We start from the raw sequence: 16,395 nt of genomic DNA, 5'->3' as shown, positions 1-16,395 counted from the left end.
CCGTGACGCGGACACGCACGTCACGCACCCGTCCGTCCCGGTCGAGGAGGTCCATGTCCGGCGTGAAGATGCATGCGGACGAGGTCGACATCGACGCGTCGCTCGTCGGCCGCCTGGTCACGGCGCAGTTCCCGCGCTGGGCGCATCTGCCCCTCAGGAAGGTCCCTTCCGCCGGCACCGACGACATCATGTACCGGCTGGGGGACGACCTGGTGGTCCGTCTGCCGCGCGTCCCCGGGGCCGCGCGCCAGGTCGGCAAGGAGCAGCGCTGGCTGCCGCTGCTCGCCCATGCACCTTCCGCTGCCCGTGCCCGTGCCGGTCGGCAAGGGCGTTCCCGGTGAGGGATACGAGCTGCCCTGGTCGGTGTACGGATGGCTCGACGGCGCGAACGCGTTCGACGAGCCCGTCGCCGATCTCGCGCACACCGCAGTGGAGTTGGGCCGGTTCCGCGCGGCCCTGCGCACGGTCGACGCCGCCGGCGGGCCGCCGTCCTTCCGCGGCGGCCCCGTCCGTACCCGCCAGGACGACGTCCGGGCTGCGATCCGGGCCTTGGGCGCGGACGGCACCGTGGACGCGGACGCCGCCACGGCGGCGTGGGAGGAGGTCCTGCGGCTGCCTCAGTGGCAGGGCGGCCCGGTGTGGGTCCACAGCGACCTCCTGCCGGGCAACGTGCTGGTCAGGGACGGCAGGCTGAGCGCCGTCATCGACTTCGGCTGCGTGGGCGTCGGGGATCCCGCCTGCGACATGATGGCCGCCTGGACACTGCTCACGTCCGGGACCCGGGACCTGTTCCGCGAGGCGGCCGAGGTGGACGACGCCACGTGGGCGCGCGGCCGCGGCTGGGCACTGGCCTGGGGGCTGACGACCGAGCACTGCTACCGCGTCAGGAATCCGGTGCTCGCCACCGTCGCCCGCCGCGCGATGCGTGAGGCCCTCGCGGAGTACGAGACCGTCGCGGGCTGACTCCGCGCCAGGCGGCAGGGGCCGTCCCGCAGGCGTGTACCGTGCCGCGGAAACTGCTGCGGCCCAGGTCCCGGCACCGCACGGATGAAAGCCGGCCGGCGGAGGGCGTCTCACTCCGCCGGCCGGCCGTACAGCGCGCCCGCGTCCTACGGGGCGACCGCCATGTCGAACAGATGGACGTTGGCATTCGCCGGCAGGACGACCACCTCGACCGTCTTCGCCGGATCGAGCGGGATCGAGTTGGCGAACACCCGGTAGGCGATGCCCGCGTTGCCGTAACCGTCGGGCCGGTTGCGGCCGTCCGTCGACCTGACCAGCGTCGCGCCGTGCTCCGTGGCGTCCTGGAACGACCAGTTGGGGAAGCCCACCGCGCCACTGGTGCTGGTGCCGTCGGTGTAGATCACCGTCGCGGTGCCGGTGGCCCCGGTGGTGACGCCCGAGCCGAGGAGGACCAGGCGGCTTCCCTTGGCGTCGAACCGCACGGCCTGCCCCGTGCTCGCCACGTTGTTCTTCGTGCCAGGCGCGGCGGACGGCCAGGTCAGCCGCGCCCCCAGGGCGGTCACGGGCGCTCCCGGCGTGAGCCCGACGGCCGCCAGCTTCTGTGCGGAGAAGCTGTTGCCCTCGCCGTCGTAGTCCCCGGGCCCGGTGTTGTTCTCGTCGGTGATGCCGACGTTGTTGTACGCGTCCGAGAGGCGGGCCAGGACCGGACCCGAGCGCTGCACGCGAGTGCCGGTGGCGGTGCCCCGGCCGTCGCCGCCCTCATAGGTGGCGGTGGCCGTGAACGTGCGCATCGTGAACCCGGGGCGCGGCTCCGGCACCTGGATCCTGAACTCCGCCGTGGCGTCCGCGCCCGGCGCGTACGAACCGTCGACGCTGCGCACGGCGGGCTGCACCGCCCACCCGGCGGGGCCCTCGAAGGCGACCTTGAGGCGGCGCATGCGCTCCGGCCCCGCGTTGGTGACGGTGACCTTGACCGCCGAGACGGCCGGACCGTCCAGATCGACAGGGGCGATCGCCACCTCGGTGCGTGCCGCGGGCACGGGCTCCTCGGCGGCCTGTGCGGCGGCCGCGGGGGCGCCGGTGAACGCCAGGGCCGCCACCGACAGGGCCGCCACGGCTCTTCGTGGCGCGGTCAGAAGGACGGACATCGCTGCTCGCTCCTTGTCTCAGGGGGAGGGGGAAGGGAGAGAGCCGGCGTCACACCGGCGGCATCTCGGTCATACGGGAGTCGAGCCCGCCGCGCAGGTTCACCCACGCGCCCCGCGTGAAGTCGGGCACCGCCACGGGCTTCCCCTTGCGGTCGAGGGACATGACGCTCAGCGGAACCGGGGAGCACCAGGTGGCCGAGTCGTACACGTCGATGTCCGGCACCAGACCGGCCCGCATCTGCTGCACCGTGCGCCACTGGAGGACGTAGTCCATGCCGCCGTGGCCGCCGTTGTTCGCCGCGTCGTCGCCGATCTTCTTCCAGAGCCAGTGGTCGAACTCCTTGCGGTACGGCTCGAAGTCCCGCCAGGCGTGGCCGCCGTGGTCCGGCTCGAAGTAGACGCGCCCGCCGGTCCGGGACGTTCCCGCGTAGTCCTCGAAGATGCCACGGCTGCCGGCGAGGGAGTTGATGCGGCTGTACGGACGCGGCGAACTGACGTCGTGCTCGGCCCGGATGACGCGGCCGTTCGCTGTTTCGATCATGCAGGTGACGAGGTCGCCGTTGATGTACGTCTCGTTCCAGGAGGGGTGCCCCTTGGGAACGAAGCGCTCGCGGTAGTCGGCCAGTCCCTTGGGGGCCGTGGCGGTGGCGCGCAGCGTCGTCATCCGGTCGCCGCGGTTGATGTCCATCGCCGCGGCGACCGGTGCGAGCCCGTGCATCGCGTAGAAGGAGGCCGTGCTGCGGGTGTGCCACAGACGGCGCCAGGAGTCCGTGTAGTACGTGTTCGAGAACAGCAGCGCGCGCAGGTCGTGCAGGTAGCCGCCGTGCCCGTTGGTGACGTCGCCGAACACGCCCTCGTGCGCCATCTTGAGCATCGCCAGCTCGTTGCGCCCGTACGAACAGTTCTCCGCGAGCATCAGGTGGCGGCGGGTCCGCTCGGAGGTGTCGACCAGGTCCCACAGCTCGTCGAGCTCGGTGGCGATGGGGAGTTCGACGATGACGTGCTTGCCGGCCAGCAGGGCGGCCCTGCCCTGCTGGTAGTGGAACTCCCACGGCGTCGCGATGTACACGAGGTCGATGTCGTCGCGCCTGAGCATCTCGGCGTACGACTCGGCGGAGCCGCCGAACTCGGCGGGGCGCGGCTTGCCCGCCTTGACCAGGTCGTCCGCGACGCGCTTCGCGCGGTCGGCGCGGATGTCGCAGACGGCGGTCACCTGGCAACCGGGAACGACGGACCAGCCCTTGGTCATCCCGTTGCCGCGGTTGCCGAGGCCGATGGTGGCGACGCGGACTGTCCGGTGCGCCTCGTACGGCACGTTGATCATGGACGTCTGACCGGCCCGGCGACTCGGCGCGGCGGCTCCGGCCGCGACGTCGGCGTCGGCGCCCGGCGCGGCGAACGCCGGAGAGGCGGCGCCGGCCCCCAGACCGACGGCGAGCGCACCGGCGGCGGCGCCTCCGAGCACCGAACGCCGTGAGACTTCGGGGACTTCAGGCATGACGAGCTCCAGACATGGGGTCGGCATCACTGGCGGGACGACTCTGACGGGACGGTCGCAGGCGTGTCAATAGATGCTCGCAAGAACGGAGTTCCAAACAGAAACATACAAGGGGCTTGCGGAGTGCGACCTGCGCGGTCGCCGTGCCGGCCGGCGGCGTGCCACTGGGGAGTGGTCCGGGCCCCGGGTGCAGGACGCCTGCGGGCGGCTCTGCTGTGCCGGGACGGCACTCACGGGGACGCGCAGGCCGCGTCCGGTAGTCCCCGGGTGCTGAGCGGGAGTCCGGCCTCGCCGCAACACACCGCGTGCGCGGAGTCCTGGTGCACGCACGGGCGCAACGAGCCTGTCTCGTTGGGCGCTTGGGGCTGTGCGCAGGCCGGTTGTCCCGCCCTCGCGCTGTGCGGACGGGCCCCTGCCCGGCGCTGCCGGGTGCACAACGCGCCGGTCCTGGAGTGCCAACCGAGTGCCGCGTCCCCGGGTACCCGGCACGGCCCGGCCCCGTCGGGCAACGGGCTCTTGCGCGGGGGACGACGCTCCTCGGCCCACCCGGCGCTGCCGGCCCCACTGGGGTTGCCGGCCGGGCACCCCTGCCCCGCGTGCTTGCCACGCTTCGGCCCCGCCGGGCCCCGGGCTTCTACACCGGGGCGGCGCCCGAGGGCCCCGGGAGCGCATGCCCGCCCCGGGGTCCGCGGGGAGGCGTCAGGGAGTCGTGCCGCGGGCGTGGGCCGTGCTCGTGCGGACGATCAGTTTCGGTTCCACGGACGCCGGTTCTGGCGCGGCCTCCGGGTCATCGATGTGCCGCAGCAGATGGCCCACCGCCAGCGCGCCCATCTCCGCGAACGGCTGCGCCACCGTCGTCAGCGACGGCGAGCAGTACTCGGCCAGCGCGATGTCGTCGACCCCGACGACCGAGATGTCCTCCGGCACACGCCGGCCCAGCTCGTGCAGGGCCCGGATCACGCCGAACGCCATCTCGTCGCTCGCCACGAAGACTGCCGTCACCTCCGGAATACGGCCCAGGATCAGGCCGTTGCGGTACCCCGACGAGGGCGACCAGTCGCCCTTGAGCACCGGCGGCACGGTCCTGCCCTCCGCCTCCAGCGTCTCCCGCCAGCCCTCCAGGCGGCTCGCCGCGTCGAGCCATTCGCCCGGCCCCGCGACGTGCCAGACCGTCTCGTGCCCCAGGTCGAGCAGGTGGCGCGTCGCCAGTCGCGCGGCCTGCGACTGGTTCACCGCCACGACCTCGGACGCCTCGGTGCGCGAACCGTCGATGGTGACGGTGGGCAGCGAACCGGTCAGCTGCTCGATGCGCGGGCTCACATGGATGAGCGGGATCGCCAGGATGATCCCCTCGACGCGCTGGTCCGCGAGCCGCGAGAGCGCGCCCTCCACGGCGGAGGTGTCGAGCGAGGCGGTCGACGCGGTGGACACCGCGTACCCGGCCGCCCGCGCAGCGCTCTCGATGCCGAAGGTCAGGGTCAGCCGGGAGTAGAACGTCGTCTGCAGCGTCACCACGCCGATCGTCCGGCTCCGGCCGGACGAGAGGATCTGCGCCGCGCTGTTCATGCGGTAGCCGAGCTGGTCGACGGCGGCGAGCACCTTCTCGCGGGTTCGCTCCCGGACGTTCGGGTGCCCGGAGAGCACGCGCGAGACGGTCTGCGCGGACACCCCCGCGACCCGGGCCACGTCGGCCATGCCGGGCGGCCGTCCGGCGCCCTCGCCACCGTTCACTGTCTGCATGCGGCCCTCTCTTCGTTCCTACGGGCCGGATGATACCGGCCTCATCCCCACGACATCAGGGTGATGAGGGCAGGCGACAACAGGTATTGGCATCGATAACATTCTCTGCCATAGTTCCGGCCATCAGTGCGAAGGCGGAGCCATGGACGGCCCCCGTCGCACATCGATCTCGCAGCAGACCCCGCCGATCGTGTCCGGGTCTGATCCCTGCCCACGTTCACAAGGAGGGGCCGTGAAGAAGTCTCGTACGCGCACGGCGTCAGTCGCCGCAGCCGTGGCGCTCGGGCTGGCGCTCGGCGGATGCTCGTCGGCCGAGGAGGGCTCCGGCGCCGGTGAGCCGGCGTCGCTGACGTTCTGGGGCTGGTCGCCCGGTTACGCGGACGCGGTCCAGGCGTTCAACAAGGCGCACCCCGGCATCGAGGTCACCTACCAGGAGGTGCAGCCCGGCGCCAAGGGCGGCTACCAGAAGATGCTGAACGCGGTCCAGGCCGGCAACGCCCCCTGCCTGGCCCAAGTCGGCTACGAGACACTGCCGAGCTTCGCCGCCCAGGGCGCCCTGGAGGACGTCTCGCAGCACGCGAAGGGCGACGAGAAGGACTTCCAGCAGGCGGCCTGGCGCTCGGTCTCCCTCGGGGACGCGGTCTACGGGGCGCCCGTCGACACCGGCCCGATGGCCCTGTTCTACAACAGGAAGGTCTACGACTCGCTGGGCCTGAAGCCCCCGGCGACCTGGGACGAGTACAAGGCACAGGCGAAGAGGATCCACGCGTCGGACCCTGACCGCTACATCTCCTCGCCGTACCTGAGCTACGACTACGCCGGTCTGTCCTGGCAGGCGGGTGCCGGCTGGTTCGGCGTCGACGGCGACGCCTGGCGGGTCGGCCTCGCGTCCGAGGCCGACCAGAAGGTCGCGGACTACTGGCAGGGCCTGGTCGACGAGGGCCTGATCAGCGGAGCGCCGATGTACGACCAGGCGTGGTACGCCGGTCTTGGGAGCGGTAACATCGCGACCGTCGTCGGGGCCGTCTGGCAGGCCGGCGTCATCAAGGGCGGAGTGAAGGACGGCGCCGGCGACTGGGCCGTCGCGCCGATGCCGCAGTGGAGGGCCGGCGACAAGCCCGTCGGCAACGCCGGCGGATCCGCCACGGCCGTCCTCAAGGGCTGCGAGTCGACCGAGGCCGCCTGGACGTTCGCGCACTGGCTGAGCACCGACCGCGCCGCCTACGGCGACCTCGTCACCAAGGCGTCGCTCTACCCGGCGGCTCCCGCGCTGCTCGACCTGCCGCAACTCAAGGCGGCCGACCCGTACTTCGGCGGCCAGAAGATCTACGACGTCTTCGCCGCCGCGGCGCCCGAGGTCAACCCCGACTGGACCTGGGGCCCGGTCATGACTAAGACGACCGCCGACCTCGACGACGGGCTCGGCAAGGCATGGGCCGGCAAGGGCACCTTCAAGGACGCCCTGCGCAGCGCCCAGGACAAAACGGTCGCCGAACTCAGGAACCAGGGCATGAAGGTGGCCGAGTAGGGCGGACCCGCGGGGGCCCGGGCCACGCCTCGCCCACGGCGGTTGCCGGCCCGGCCCCGCGTCCCCCGCGGCGGCCGCCAGGCCGGGCGTCGGACCGAAGGACAACCGGATGAGACCGGAAGAGAGCTCGTGACCACCACAGTCAGGGCGGCGCAGACCGCCGCACCACCGCGACGGACCCGGCCGCTGCCACGGCGGCGCACGCGGGAGACCGCGCTCGGCAGACGCACACTGCTGCTGTTCGGCGGGCCGTTCGTGGTCCTGTTCACGGCGATGTACATCGCCCCGATCGTGTACGCGACGGTGAGCAGCCTCTACGTCGTCAAGCGCTCCGGCCTCGGACTGGCCGCGCCCACCCGGGAGTTCGACCCGCTGCACAACTTCGCGCAGGCCTTCGGCGACCACGACTTCCTCGCCGCGCTCGCCCGCGTGGGGCTCTTCGCCGTCGTCCAGGTGCCGCTCATGCTCGGACTCGCCCTGGGACTCGCCCTGCTCCTGGACGCGAAGTCGGCGCGCGGCAAGGGGTTCTTCCGCCTCGCCGCCTTCCTGCCCTACGCCATCCCGGGCGTCAGCGCGGCCCTCGTGTGGTCGTTCATGTACTCCACCGAGTCCAGCCCGATCAATCACCTGCTGGAGCCCCTCGGCATCCAGATCCCGTTCTTCGCGGGCGGCTCGGTCCTGTGGTCCGTGGCGAACATCGTGACGTGGAGCTGGACCGGCTACAACCTGATCATCATCTACAGCGCTCTGCAGACCGTCCCGGGCGAGGTGCTCGAGGCAGCCAGGATGGACGGCGCTTCCGCGCTGCGGATCGCGTGGAGCATCAAGATCCCGGCCGTGCGCGGCTCCCTCGTCCTCACCGCCGTGTTCTCCCTCATCGGCTCGGCGCAGCTGTTCAACGAACCGGCCGTGCTCCAGCCCATCTCCAGCGGCTCCATCTCGTCCGCCTTCACCCCGATCATGTCCGCCCAGGCCGCCGTCGCCGCCGGCAACTACCCCTACGCCGCGGCCCAGTCGGTCGTCCTGGCGGTTGCCGTCGGCGCGCTGTCCTTCGTCTTCTTCAAGCTGACCGACCGGGGTGAGAACGCATGAGCGCCGCCGCGACGCGAGGCATCTCCACGGCGGGAGCGCGCCGCGACACGACGGCCACGAGCCGCGCCGTCGTCCTGTCCCTCCTGCTGATCTCCACCGTGTACTTCCTGTTCCCGCTGTGGTGGCTGCTGGTCTCGGTCACCAAACCCTTCGGGCGGCAGTTCAGCGGCAACGGGCTGTGGTTCGACGGATTCGGTCTCTTCGAGAACATCGGCAGGCTGACCGCGCAGAACGACGGCATCTTCTGGCGCTGGATGCTCAACAGCGTGCTCTACTGCGGGATCGGCGCCCTCGTCGGCACCCTGCTGTCCGCCATGGCCGGCTATCTGCTCGCGATGTACGAGTTCCGGGGCCGGGGCGCACTGTTCGGCACGGTGCTCGCCGCCGTCCTGGTCCCCAAGATCCTGTTCACCCTGCCGCTGTACCTCATGTTCTCCGGCGTCGGCCTGATCGACAACCCGCTCGCGGTCCTGCTCCCGAGCATCGTCAGCCCGTTCGGCGTCTACCTGGCGCGGATCTTCGCCGCCCAGTCGGTGCCGGGCGAGGTGGTCGAGGCCGGACGCCTCGACGGGGCGGGCGAGTTCCGCATCTTCCGGACCATCGGCCTGCCGATGATGCTTCCCGCCCTGGTGACGATCTTCCTCTTCCAGTTCGTCGACATCTGGAACAACTACCTCCTCCCCGCCATGGTGCTCGGCGACGACCGGCTCCAGCCGGTCACCGTCGGCCTCGTCGGCTGGAACGCGAGCCACGGTGTGGCCGTACCGGCCCCGCTCGTCGTCATCGGCTCGCTGATCTCCGTGATCCCCCTGATCGTCGCCTTCGTCGCCCTGCAGCGCTTCTGGCGCGCGGGCATGACCGCTGGAGCCGTCAAGTGAGCCGCACCGCCCCGAACGCCCTGCTGACCCACCCCGACGGCGAACTGCTGCGCGCCGGCCGCCCGCACCGAGTCCTCGCGGGAACGCTGCACTACTTCCGGGTCCACCCCGGCCAGTGGCGCGACCGGCTGCAACGCCTGGCCGCCATGGGCCTCAACACCGTGGACACGTACGTCGCCTGGAACTTCCACGAACGGCGCCCCGGCGAGCACCGGTTCGACGGCTGGCACGACGTCGAGCGCTTCGTCCGCACCGCCCAGGAGACCGGTCTCGACGTGATCGTCCGGCCCGGCCCGTACATCTGCGCCGAATGGGACAACGGCGGCCTGCCCGCGTGGCTGACCGACCGGCCCGGCATGCGGCTGCGCTCCTCGCACGCCCCCTACCTGGAGGAGGTCGCCCGCTGGTTCGACGTCCTCGTTCCCAGGATCGCCGCCCTCCAGGCCGCACAGGGCGGGCCCGTCGTCGCCGTCCAGGTGGAGAACGAGTACGGCAGCTACGGGGACGACCACGCCTATCTGCGCTGGGTGCGCGACGCCCTGGTGGAGCGCGGCATCACCGAACTCCTCTACACCGCCGACGGCCCCACCGAGCTGATGCTCGACGGAGGCACCCTGCCCGGTGTGCTCGCCACCGCGACGTTCGGCTCCCGCGCCGACCAGGCGGCCCGGCTGCTGCGCTCGCGCCGGGAAGGGGAGCCGTTCCTGTGCGCCGAGTTCTGGAACGGGTGGTTCGACCACTGGGGCGAGAAGCACCACACCCGCGGCGCGGAGAGCGCCGCCGCCACGCTGGACGAGATCCTCGGCGAGGGCGGTTCGGTCAGCCTCTATCCGGCGCACGGCGGCACCAACTTCGGGCTGTGGGCCGGCGCCAACCATGACGGTGACGCGCTCCAGCCCACCGTCACCAGCTACGACTCCGACGCGCCGGTCGCCGAACACGGCGCGCTCACTCCGAAGTTCCACGCGATGCGGGACCGGCTGCTGGCGGCCACCGCCGCCGAGGCGCGCCCCCTGCCCGCACCACCGCGCCTGCTCGCCCCGCGCACCCTGCCCCTCACACGGCGGGCCGGACTGCTCGGCGCGGTGGAGGCCGTGTCCGACGCCGTCGCCTCGCCCGATCCGCTGAGCTTCGGGCAGCTCGGTCAGGCGTCCGGGCTCGTCCTGTACCGCGCCCACCCCGTACTTCCCCCCGGCACCGTCGAACTGACCGTGACCGGCCTGCACGACCGCGCGCAGGTCTTCGTCGACGGCAGCCCCGTCGGTGTACTGGAACGGGAGACGGCGTCCCTCACCCTGGACGGCGAGGGCGGCCGCGTCGTCCGCCTGGAACTGCTCGTCGAGAACCAGGGACGTATCAACTACGGCCCGCTGCTGGGCCAGGGCAAGGGCATTCTCGGCGGAGTGCGCATCGGGCGCCGCCTCGTCCACAACTGGACGATGCACCCGCTGCCGCTCGACGAGTGGACCGCCGGCCTCCTCGGCCGGGCGGTGGACGCCGCACCGGCGGACGGGACGACGGGCTTCGCCACGGCCGCGTTCACGGCGGACGGGACCGCGGACACCTTCCTCGCGTTCCCCGGCTCCGGCAAGGGCTTCGTCTGGATCAACGGCTTCCTGCTCGGCCGCTACTGGAACATCGGCCCGCAGGCCACCCTCTACCTCCCGGCACCGCTCACCGCCGCGGGCGGGAACAGCCTCACCGTGCTCGAACTGGAGCACCTCGGCGACACGGTCGAGCTGCGCGAGAACCCCGAACTCGGCCCGACGGAGGAGTACATCGAGACGTTCTCCTGACCGGCCCCCAGCCGCCCGCCGTCCGCGCCACCAGGGGAGAGCGCGGACGGCGGGCCTTCTCGCGTCCGCCGGCCGCAGCGCCCCGGACGCACGACGGGAGCGGACCGCACCAGCGGCCCGCTCCCGTCGCCCTCCTCCCGCCTCGCGGGTCTCAGACCCCCGCGAGGACGCCCAGCAGCCTCGCGACCTCCGACGCCACCGCGTCACGGGCCGGGCCGAGGTACTTGCGGGGGTCCGCGACGTCGGGGGACGCCTCCAGACGCTCCCGCACGGTGCGGGTGAAGAGCTTGTTCAGGTGAGTGGAGATGTTCACCTTCGTCATCCCCGCCGTGACGGCCTTCCCCAGGTCCGTGTCACCGACACCCGACGAACCGTGCAGCACCAGCGGCACGGGGACGGCCTCGCGCAGCCGCGCGATGAGCTCGAAGTCGAGGACCGCGTCCCGGGTGAGCATGGCGTGCGAACTTCCCACGGCGACGGCCAGCGCATCGACGCCGGCCGCCGCGGCGAAGGCACGGGCCTCGTCCGGATCGGTGCGGACGCCGGGCGCGTGGGCGCCGTCCTTGCCGCCGACCTCGCCCAGCTCTGCCTCCACCCACACGCCGGCGCTGTGGCAATGGTCGGTGATCTCCCGCGTGGCGGCCACGTTCTCGTCGTAGGGGAGCTTGGAGGCGTCGAACATGACGGAGGTGAAGCCGAGGTCGACGGCCTCGCGGACGAGGCCGGGGGACTCGGCGTGGTCGAGATGGACCGCCACCGGGACATCGGCCGCCCGCGCCACGGCGAGGGAGGCGAGCCCGATCGGGGCGAGCCCGCCGTGGTAGCGGACGGTGTTCTCGCTGACCTGGAGGATCACCGGCAGCTGGGCGAGCTCCGCGCCGGCGACGATCGCCTCTGCGTGTTCGAGCTGCACGACGTTGAACGCGCCGACACCCGAGGTGTTCGCGCGGGCCGGACCGACGATGTCGTCAGTGGACGTGAGAGGCATGGGTGTTCTCCACGGAAACGGTGGTACGGAACTGGTCGTAGAGGTCCGCGTCGACATCGCCCGCCACGGGGCAGGGGACCGCGGCGGCCGAGAGCGCCACGGCCTCGCGCAGCCGCACGGGCCACGGATCGCCGTGCGCGAGCGAGGCGGCGAGCGCGGCGACACAGGCGTCCCCCGCGCCCGTCGGGTTCCCGGACAGCCGGTGCGGGGGAGTGGCCCGCCACGCACCCTGCGGGGCGACCGCGTACAGCCCCTCCGGCCCTCGCGAGGCCACCACGGCCTGTGCTCCGAGCGCGCGCAGGGCCTCCGCGGCGGCCACGACGTCCTGGTGACCGGTGACTTTGGCGATCTCGGCCGCGTTGGGCTTGACCACGTCCGGCCCGGCGGCCAGCGCCGCGAGCAGGGCAGGACCACTGGTGTCGACGACGGTCGCCGCCCCCGCCCCGGCGGCCGACCGGACGAGCTGCGCGTACGCGTCGGACGGCAGTCCGGGCGGCAGGCTGCCGGACAGGACCACGACCGCGGCCTCGCGGACCAGGCGGGCGAAGCGGGCGGTGAAGTCCGCCCAGGAGACCGGATTCACCTGAGGGCCGGGCTGGTTGAAGACGGTGGCATCGCCGTCCTCGCGGGAGACGACGGTGACTGTGCGGCGCGAGTCGCCCGCCATGGGGACCAGCTCGTCCCGCAGTCCGGCCGCGCGCAGCTCGTCCCGGATGAGCTGCCCCGTCGGGCCGCCCGCGAGCCCGGTCACCGTCGCCGGGGTGCCCAGGGCCGACAGGACGCGCGCGACGTTGACGCCCTTGCCGCCGGCCCGTTCGTAGGCGGCGCGCACACGGTGGGAGTCGCGCGGCACCAGGGCGTCGACCTCGTAGGTGACGTCGAGCGCCGCGTTCAGGGTCACGGTGAGGATCACGGCGCCGCGGCTCCCGCGGTCACGGGCTCGCGGAAAGCCGGCTCGCGGAAGGCCGGCTCGCGGAAGGCCGGCTCGACCCCCGCCGCCTGCCAGGCCAGGATCCCGGCGCCCAGGCAGCCCGCCTCGTCGCCCAGTTCGGCGCGGACCACTTCGGGCCGGCGCTGGAACGTGAGCCGTTCGCCGAGGCGGGCCCGCAGCGGATCGAGCAGCAGGCCGCCCGCTTGCGCGAGACCGCCGCCGATCACGATCAGACCGGGGGCCAGGAGCGTCGTGAACGTCGCCAGCGCCGCGGCCAGCGCGTCGACCGCGCGGTCCCACACGGCCACGGCCACGGGATCGCCCTGCGCCACCAGGCGCGCCACCCCGGCGGCGCCGTCGACGGCGCGCCCGGAACGCGCCGCGTACGCGGCCTCGATCGCCGCGGCGGACGCCACGGTCTCCAGGCAGCCGCGGCCGCCGCAGGCGCACGGATCGCCGTCCGGCTCCACCACGGCATGACCGAGCTCCCCGGCGTACCCGAGGCCGCGCACCACCCGGCCCTCGCACAGGACGGCCGCCGAGATGCCGGTGCCGACGGGCACGAAGAGCGCGTCCCGCGCACCGCGCGCGGCACCGGTACGGCACTCGGCGAGCCCGCCGGCGCGCACGTCGTGCCCGAGCGTGACGGGCAGGTCCGACGCGTCCCGCAGCAGTGCCGCGAGCGGCAGGTCGGACCAGCCGATGTTGGCGGAGTACACCGCCCGTCCGGCCTCCTCGTCGACGATCCCGGGGACCACCGTGCCCGCGTGGCGGACCGTCAGGCGCCGGTCGGCGGCCTGGGCCGCGAGGTCGCGCAGTGCGCCGGTGATCGCGGCCACCACCGCGTCGGGGCCGTCCCGGCGGGGCGTCGGCCTGCGCAGCACGGCCAGGGGCGTCAGCGCCCGGTCGAGCAGCGCCCCTTTCATACCGGTGCCGCCGACGTCCAGCGCCACGACGCAGTCGCGCGTGCCGTGCGGATCAGGCATGGCTGTTCTCGAGGATCACGGACCGGGTGAGGTTGCGGGGACGGTCGGGGTCGTACCCGCGCGCCTCGGCGAGCAGGACGGCCAGCCGCTGCACCCGGATCAGGTCCGCCAGCGGGTCGAGCTCGCCGGCCGCGTCCCCCGACCCGGCGACGAAGGCGCCGCCGACCCGCGCGACGTCGTCGGCCAGTCCGGCAGGCGTCGGACCGAAGAGCCACGCCACGCGGCCGGGTCCGGTGATGCTGATCGGCCCGTGCCGGTACTCCATGGCCGGGTACGACTCGGTCCACGCGCCCGCCGCCTCCCGCATCTTGAGTCCCGCCTCCAGGGCGAGGCCGTAGGTCCAGCCCGTGCCGAGGAACGTGAACTGCTCGGCGGCGCGCACCTGGGCGCTGAGCGGCTCGGCGAGGGCACGCTCGGCGTCCTCGACGGCCCGTGCCAGCGGACGCACCCCTGCGGGCAGCGCGTCCTCGGCCTCCAGATGCGCGCGCAGCAGGGCGAGCGCGGTGGTGGCGAAGCGGGTCTGGACGACCGACTGCTCGTCGGCGTAGTCCAGGACGGCGACGGCGTCGGCGGCGTCCATGACGGGGGTGGCGGGGTCGGCGGTGAGGGCCGCGGTCGCGACGGTGCCCTTCACCTCGGCCAGCAGGCCGAGGACCTCGGTGGTGGTGCCGGACCGGGTGATGGCGAGGATACGGTCGTAGCCGCGGCCCACGGGGAACTCGGAGGCGGCGAAGGCGTCGGTCTCCCCGTGGCCGCCTGCCTCGCGGAGCCGGGCGTAGGCGAGGGCCATGAACCAGGAGGTGCCGCAGCCGACGACGGCGACACGCTCGCCGCGGCGCGGCAGGACGCCTTCGAGCGAACCGACGGACTCGGCCGCTCGCCTCCAGGTGTCCGGTTGGGAGGCGATCTCGACCGAGGTGCGGGAGGCGTCCGGGGCGGTCATGGGCTGAACTCCTTGCTCAGAAGGGTCGGTTGACGAATGAGGGGCGCGGGCCCGCTATTTGACGGATCCGGCGGTCAGACCGGACACCACCTTGCGCTCGATGAAAGCGAACAGCACGACGACGGGCACGATGGCGATGACCGAGCCGGCGAAGAGATAGTTCCACTGCACGGTGTAATTGCCGATGAAGCTGTTGATGCCGACGGTCAGCGGCTGGCTCTCGGGGATCGTCGACAGGGTCAGGCCCATGACGAACTCGTTCCACGCGGCGATGAACGTGAAGATCATCGCGGTGACGACCCCGGGCAGCGCCAGTGGCAGGGTGACCCGTACGAGTGCCCCCATGCGCCCGAGGCCGTCGATCATCGCCGACTCCTCCAGGGCCACCGGGATGGAGCCGATGTACGCGGTGAGGATCCAGATGGCGAAGGCCAGGTTGAACGCGGCGTTGCACAGGATCAGCGTCCACACCGAGTTGAGCATGTCCAGCTGGTAGAACTCGCGGTAGAGGCCCACCAGGAGCGACGTCGGCTGGAACATCTGGGTGACCAGCACGAGCAGCAGGAACAGCTTGCGGCCCCGGTACTTCGTGCGCGCCGTGTAGTAGGCGGCGGGGAGGGCGACCAGCAGGACGAGCAGCGTGGACCCGCCGGCCACCAGGAGGGTGACCCGCAGGTTGGCGCCCAGGTTCGACTCGCGCCACACGCCGACGAAGTTCGACCAGGCGAACTCGCCGGGCAGGTAGGTCGCGTCGCGCAGTTCACCGGCCGGCCGCAGTGCGGTGATCACCATCTCCGCGTACGGCAGGAGGAAGACCACCGCGATCATCCAGGCGGTCGCGGCGGCGACGACCGTGCGCGGCCGCAGGCTGCCGCCCGGCCGGACGGTGTCCGTACGCGGCCGGGCAGGAGGCCGGGTGACGGCGGGGGCGAGCGTCTGCTGGGCCATCAGGACTCCTCCTGGTTCCACCGGCTGGCCTTGAGGAAGACGGCGACCATGACCACGACCAGGGCGAAGTTGACGACGGACATGGCGGCGGACTCGCCGATGTCGGAGTTCTTGAGCTGGTACATGAAGACGGTGGTGGTGGCCGTGTCGCTGTCCGGGCCGCCGTGCGTCATGCTCCAGATGATCGGGAACGAGTTGAAGACGTTGATCAGGTTGATGACGACGCCGACCAGGAAGGCCGGCCGCAGCAGGGGCAGCGTGATCCGCCAGTACGTCTGCCACGGACCGCTGCCGTCGACCCTCGCCGCCTCGTACACCTCGCCCGGCACGGTCTGCAGACCGGCGAGCAGCGTGTAGGTGGTGAACGGCAGGGAGACGAAGACCGCGACGAACATCATCCACGGCCAGGCGGTGGACGGCGTGCCGAGCCAGTCCTTCGGGCCGTCGATCAGACCCAGGTCCGTCATCAGGGTGTTGAGGACGCCCGCGGTCTGGTTCAGCATCCACTTGAAGCCGATGGCGGTCATCACCACCGACGCGGCCCAGGGCGCGATGAGCGCCCAGCGGGTCACACGCCGGCCCGGGAACCTCTGGTCGAACAGCTGCGCGAGCGCCAGGGAGATCACCATCGTGGCGGTCACCACGACCACGGTCCACACGACCGTGGCGAGGAGGACCGAGGGCAGCGCGGGCTCGTCGAACAGCTGCTTGTACTTGTCGAATCCTGCCGAGCCGCGGACGAAACCGCTGCTGCTGATCTTGAGGAACGAGGTGCGGACCATCTCGTAGACGGGCCAGACCACGACGAGCACGATGAGCAGGACGGCGGGGCCGATCCAGGGCAGCGGCCCGAGGCGGGCGAGCCCGCCGCCCCGGCCGGAGCGGCCGGAGCGGCGAGTCGTGGGGGAGGTGGTGGACACGAGGGTGCCTTCCGTGTCGGTGCGTGACGGGCCGTC

At 72.4% G+C, this 16,395-nt stretch carries 15 protein-coding genes; 6 read left to right on the top strand and 9 right to left on the bottom strand.

Going from position 1 to position 16,395, the window contains the following annotated elements:
- Window positions 1-53: 53 nt before the first annotated feature.
- Window positions 54-341 carry a hypothetical protein gene (locus tag QFZ82_RS05365; protein ID WP_307712020.1) on the top strand — a complete coding sequence of 96 codons (288 nt, stop codon included), beginning with the start codon at window positions 54-56 and terminating at the stop codon, window positions 339-341.
- Window positions 289-963 carry an aminoglycoside phosphotransferase family protein gene (locus QFZ82_RS05360; RefSeq protein WP_307712019.1) on the top strand — a complete coding sequence of 225 codons (675 nt, stop codon included), beginning with the start codon at window positions 289-291 and terminating at the stop codon, window positions 961-963. The genes QFZ82_RS05365 and QFZ82_RS05360 overlap by 53 nt, the downstream gene beginning before the upstream one ends.
- Before the next feature lie 146 nt (window positions 964-1,109).
- On the opposite strand, the gene QFZ82_RS05355 is transcribed toward QFZ82_RS05360, so the two are convergent.
- From QFZ82_RS05355 to QFZ82_RS05345, 3 genes are all read right to left on the bottom strand, one after another.
- Window positions 1,110-2,111 carry an NEW3 domain-containing protein gene (locus QFZ82_RS05355; protein WP_307712018.1) on the bottom strand — a complete coding sequence of 334 codons (1,002 nt, stop codon included), beginning with the start codon at window positions 2,109-2,111 and terminating at the stop codon, window positions 1,110-1,112.
- A gap of 49 nt (window positions 2,112-2,160) precedes the next feature.
- Window positions 2,161-3,609, bottom strand: a complete 1,449-nt coding sequence (locus QFZ82_RS05350; protein ID WP_307712017.1) for a Gfo/Idh/MocA family protein — start codon at window positions 3,607-3,609, stop codon at window positions 2,161-2,163.
- 699 nt (window positions 3,610-4,308) lie between these two features.
- The gene (locus QFZ82_RS05345; protein WP_307712016.1) at window positions 4,309-5,349 is read right to left on the bottom strand and encodes a LacI family DNA-binding transcriptional regulator; all 1,041 of its coding nucleotides are present in this window, start codon (window positions 5,347-5,349) and stop codon (window positions 4,309-4,311) included.
- Window positions 5,350-5,581: 232 nt separating this feature from the next.
- Here QFZ82_RS05345 and QFZ82_RS05340 point away from each other — a divergent pair, with 232 nt between their 5' ends.
- From QFZ82_RS05340 to QFZ82_RS05325, 4 genes are all read left to right on the top strand, one after another.
- Window positions 5,582-6,877, top strand: a complete 1,296-nt coding sequence (locus QFZ82_RS05340; protein ID WP_307712015.1) for a sugar ABC transporter substrate-binding protein — start codon at window positions 5,582-5,584, stop codon at window positions 6,875-6,877.
- Window positions 6,878-7,006: 129 nt separating this feature from the next.
- Window positions 7,007-7,969, top strand: coding sequence for a carbohydrate ABC transporter permease (locus QFZ82_RS05335; RefSeq protein WP_307712014.1), 963 nt, complete (start codon window positions 7,007-7,009; stop codon window positions 7,967-7,969).
- Window positions 7,966-8,847, top strand: a complete 882-nt coding sequence (locus QFZ82_RS05330; RefSeq protein ID WP_307712013.1) for a carbohydrate ABC transporter permease — start codon at window positions 7,966-7,968, stop codon at window positions 8,845-8,847. Before QFZ82_RS05335 ends, QFZ82_RS05330 begins: the two co-directional genes overlap by 4 nt.
- Window positions 8,844-10,643 (top strand): beta-galactosidase, encoded by a 1,800-nt coding sequence (locus tag QFZ82_RS05325; protein ID WP_307712012.1) that lies wholly within the window; start codon window positions 8,844-8,846, stop codon window positions 10,641-10,643. Before QFZ82_RS05330 ends, QFZ82_RS05325 begins: the two co-directional genes overlap by 4 nt.
- 151 nt (window positions 10,644-10,794) lie before the next feature.
- Here the strand turns inward: QFZ82_RS05325 and QFZ82_RS05320 are convergent, their stop codons facing one another.
- Genes QFZ82_RS05320 through QFZ82_RS05295 form a run of 6 tightly spaced genes read right to left on the bottom strand, consistent with a single transcriptional unit; the run spans window position 10,795 to window position 16,359 of the window.
- Window positions 10,795-11,631, bottom strand: coding sequence for a class II fructose-bisphosphate aldolase (locus QFZ82_RS05320; protein WP_307712011.1), 837 nt, complete (start codon window positions 11,629-11,631; stop codon window positions 10,795-10,797).
- Window positions 11,612-12,544 carry a 1-phosphofructokinase family hexose kinase gene (locus QFZ82_RS05315; protein ID WP_307712010.1) on the bottom strand — a complete coding sequence of 311 codons (933 nt, stop codon included), beginning with the start codon at window positions 12,542-12,544 and terminating at the stop codon, window positions 11,612-11,614. The genes QFZ82_RS05320 and QFZ82_RS05315 overlap by 20 nt, the downstream gene beginning before the upstream one ends.
- The gene (locus QFZ82_RS05310) at window positions 12,541-13,548 is read right to left on the bottom strand and encodes an ROK family protein (protein ID WP_307712009.1); all 1,008 of its coding nucleotides are present in this window, start codon (window positions 13,546-13,548) and stop codon (window positions 12,541-12,543) included. Before QFZ82_RS05310 ends, QFZ82_RS05315 begins: the two co-directional genes overlap by 4 nt.
- Window positions 13,541-14,491 carry an SIS domain-containing protein gene (locus tag QFZ82_RS05305; RefSeq protein ID WP_307712008.1) on the bottom strand — a complete coding sequence of 317 codons (951 nt, stop codon included), beginning with the start codon at window positions 14,489-14,491 and terminating at the stop codon, window positions 13,541-13,543. The genes QFZ82_RS05310 and QFZ82_RS05305 overlap by 8 nt, the downstream gene beginning before the upstream one ends.
- Before the next feature lie 54 nt (window positions 14,492-14,545).
- The gene (locus tag QFZ82_RS05300; protein WP_307712007.1) at window positions 14,546-15,439 is read right to left on the bottom strand and encodes a carbohydrate ABC transporter permease; all 894 of its coding nucleotides are present in this window, start codon (window positions 15,437-15,439) and stop codon (window positions 14,546-14,548) included.
- Window positions 15,439-16,359, bottom strand: a complete 921-nt coding sequence (locus QFZ82_RS05295; RefSeq protein ID WP_307712006.1) for a carbohydrate ABC transporter permease — start codon at window positions 16,357-16,359, stop codon at window positions 15,439-15,441. The genes QFZ82_RS05300 and QFZ82_RS05295 overlap by 1 nt, the downstream gene beginning before the upstream one ends.
- Between the last annotated feature and the right edge of the window lie 36 nt (window positions 16,360-16,395).

The sequence above is a fragment of the Streptomyces sp. V4I23 genome, from assembly GCF_030817975.1.
Classification (GTDB): domain Bacteria; phylum Actinomycetota; class Actinomycetes; order Streptomycetales; family Streptomycetaceae; genus Streptomyces.
Note: the sequence above shows the minus strand (reverse complement) of the source record. Positions and strands in the feature narration are given on the sequence as shown.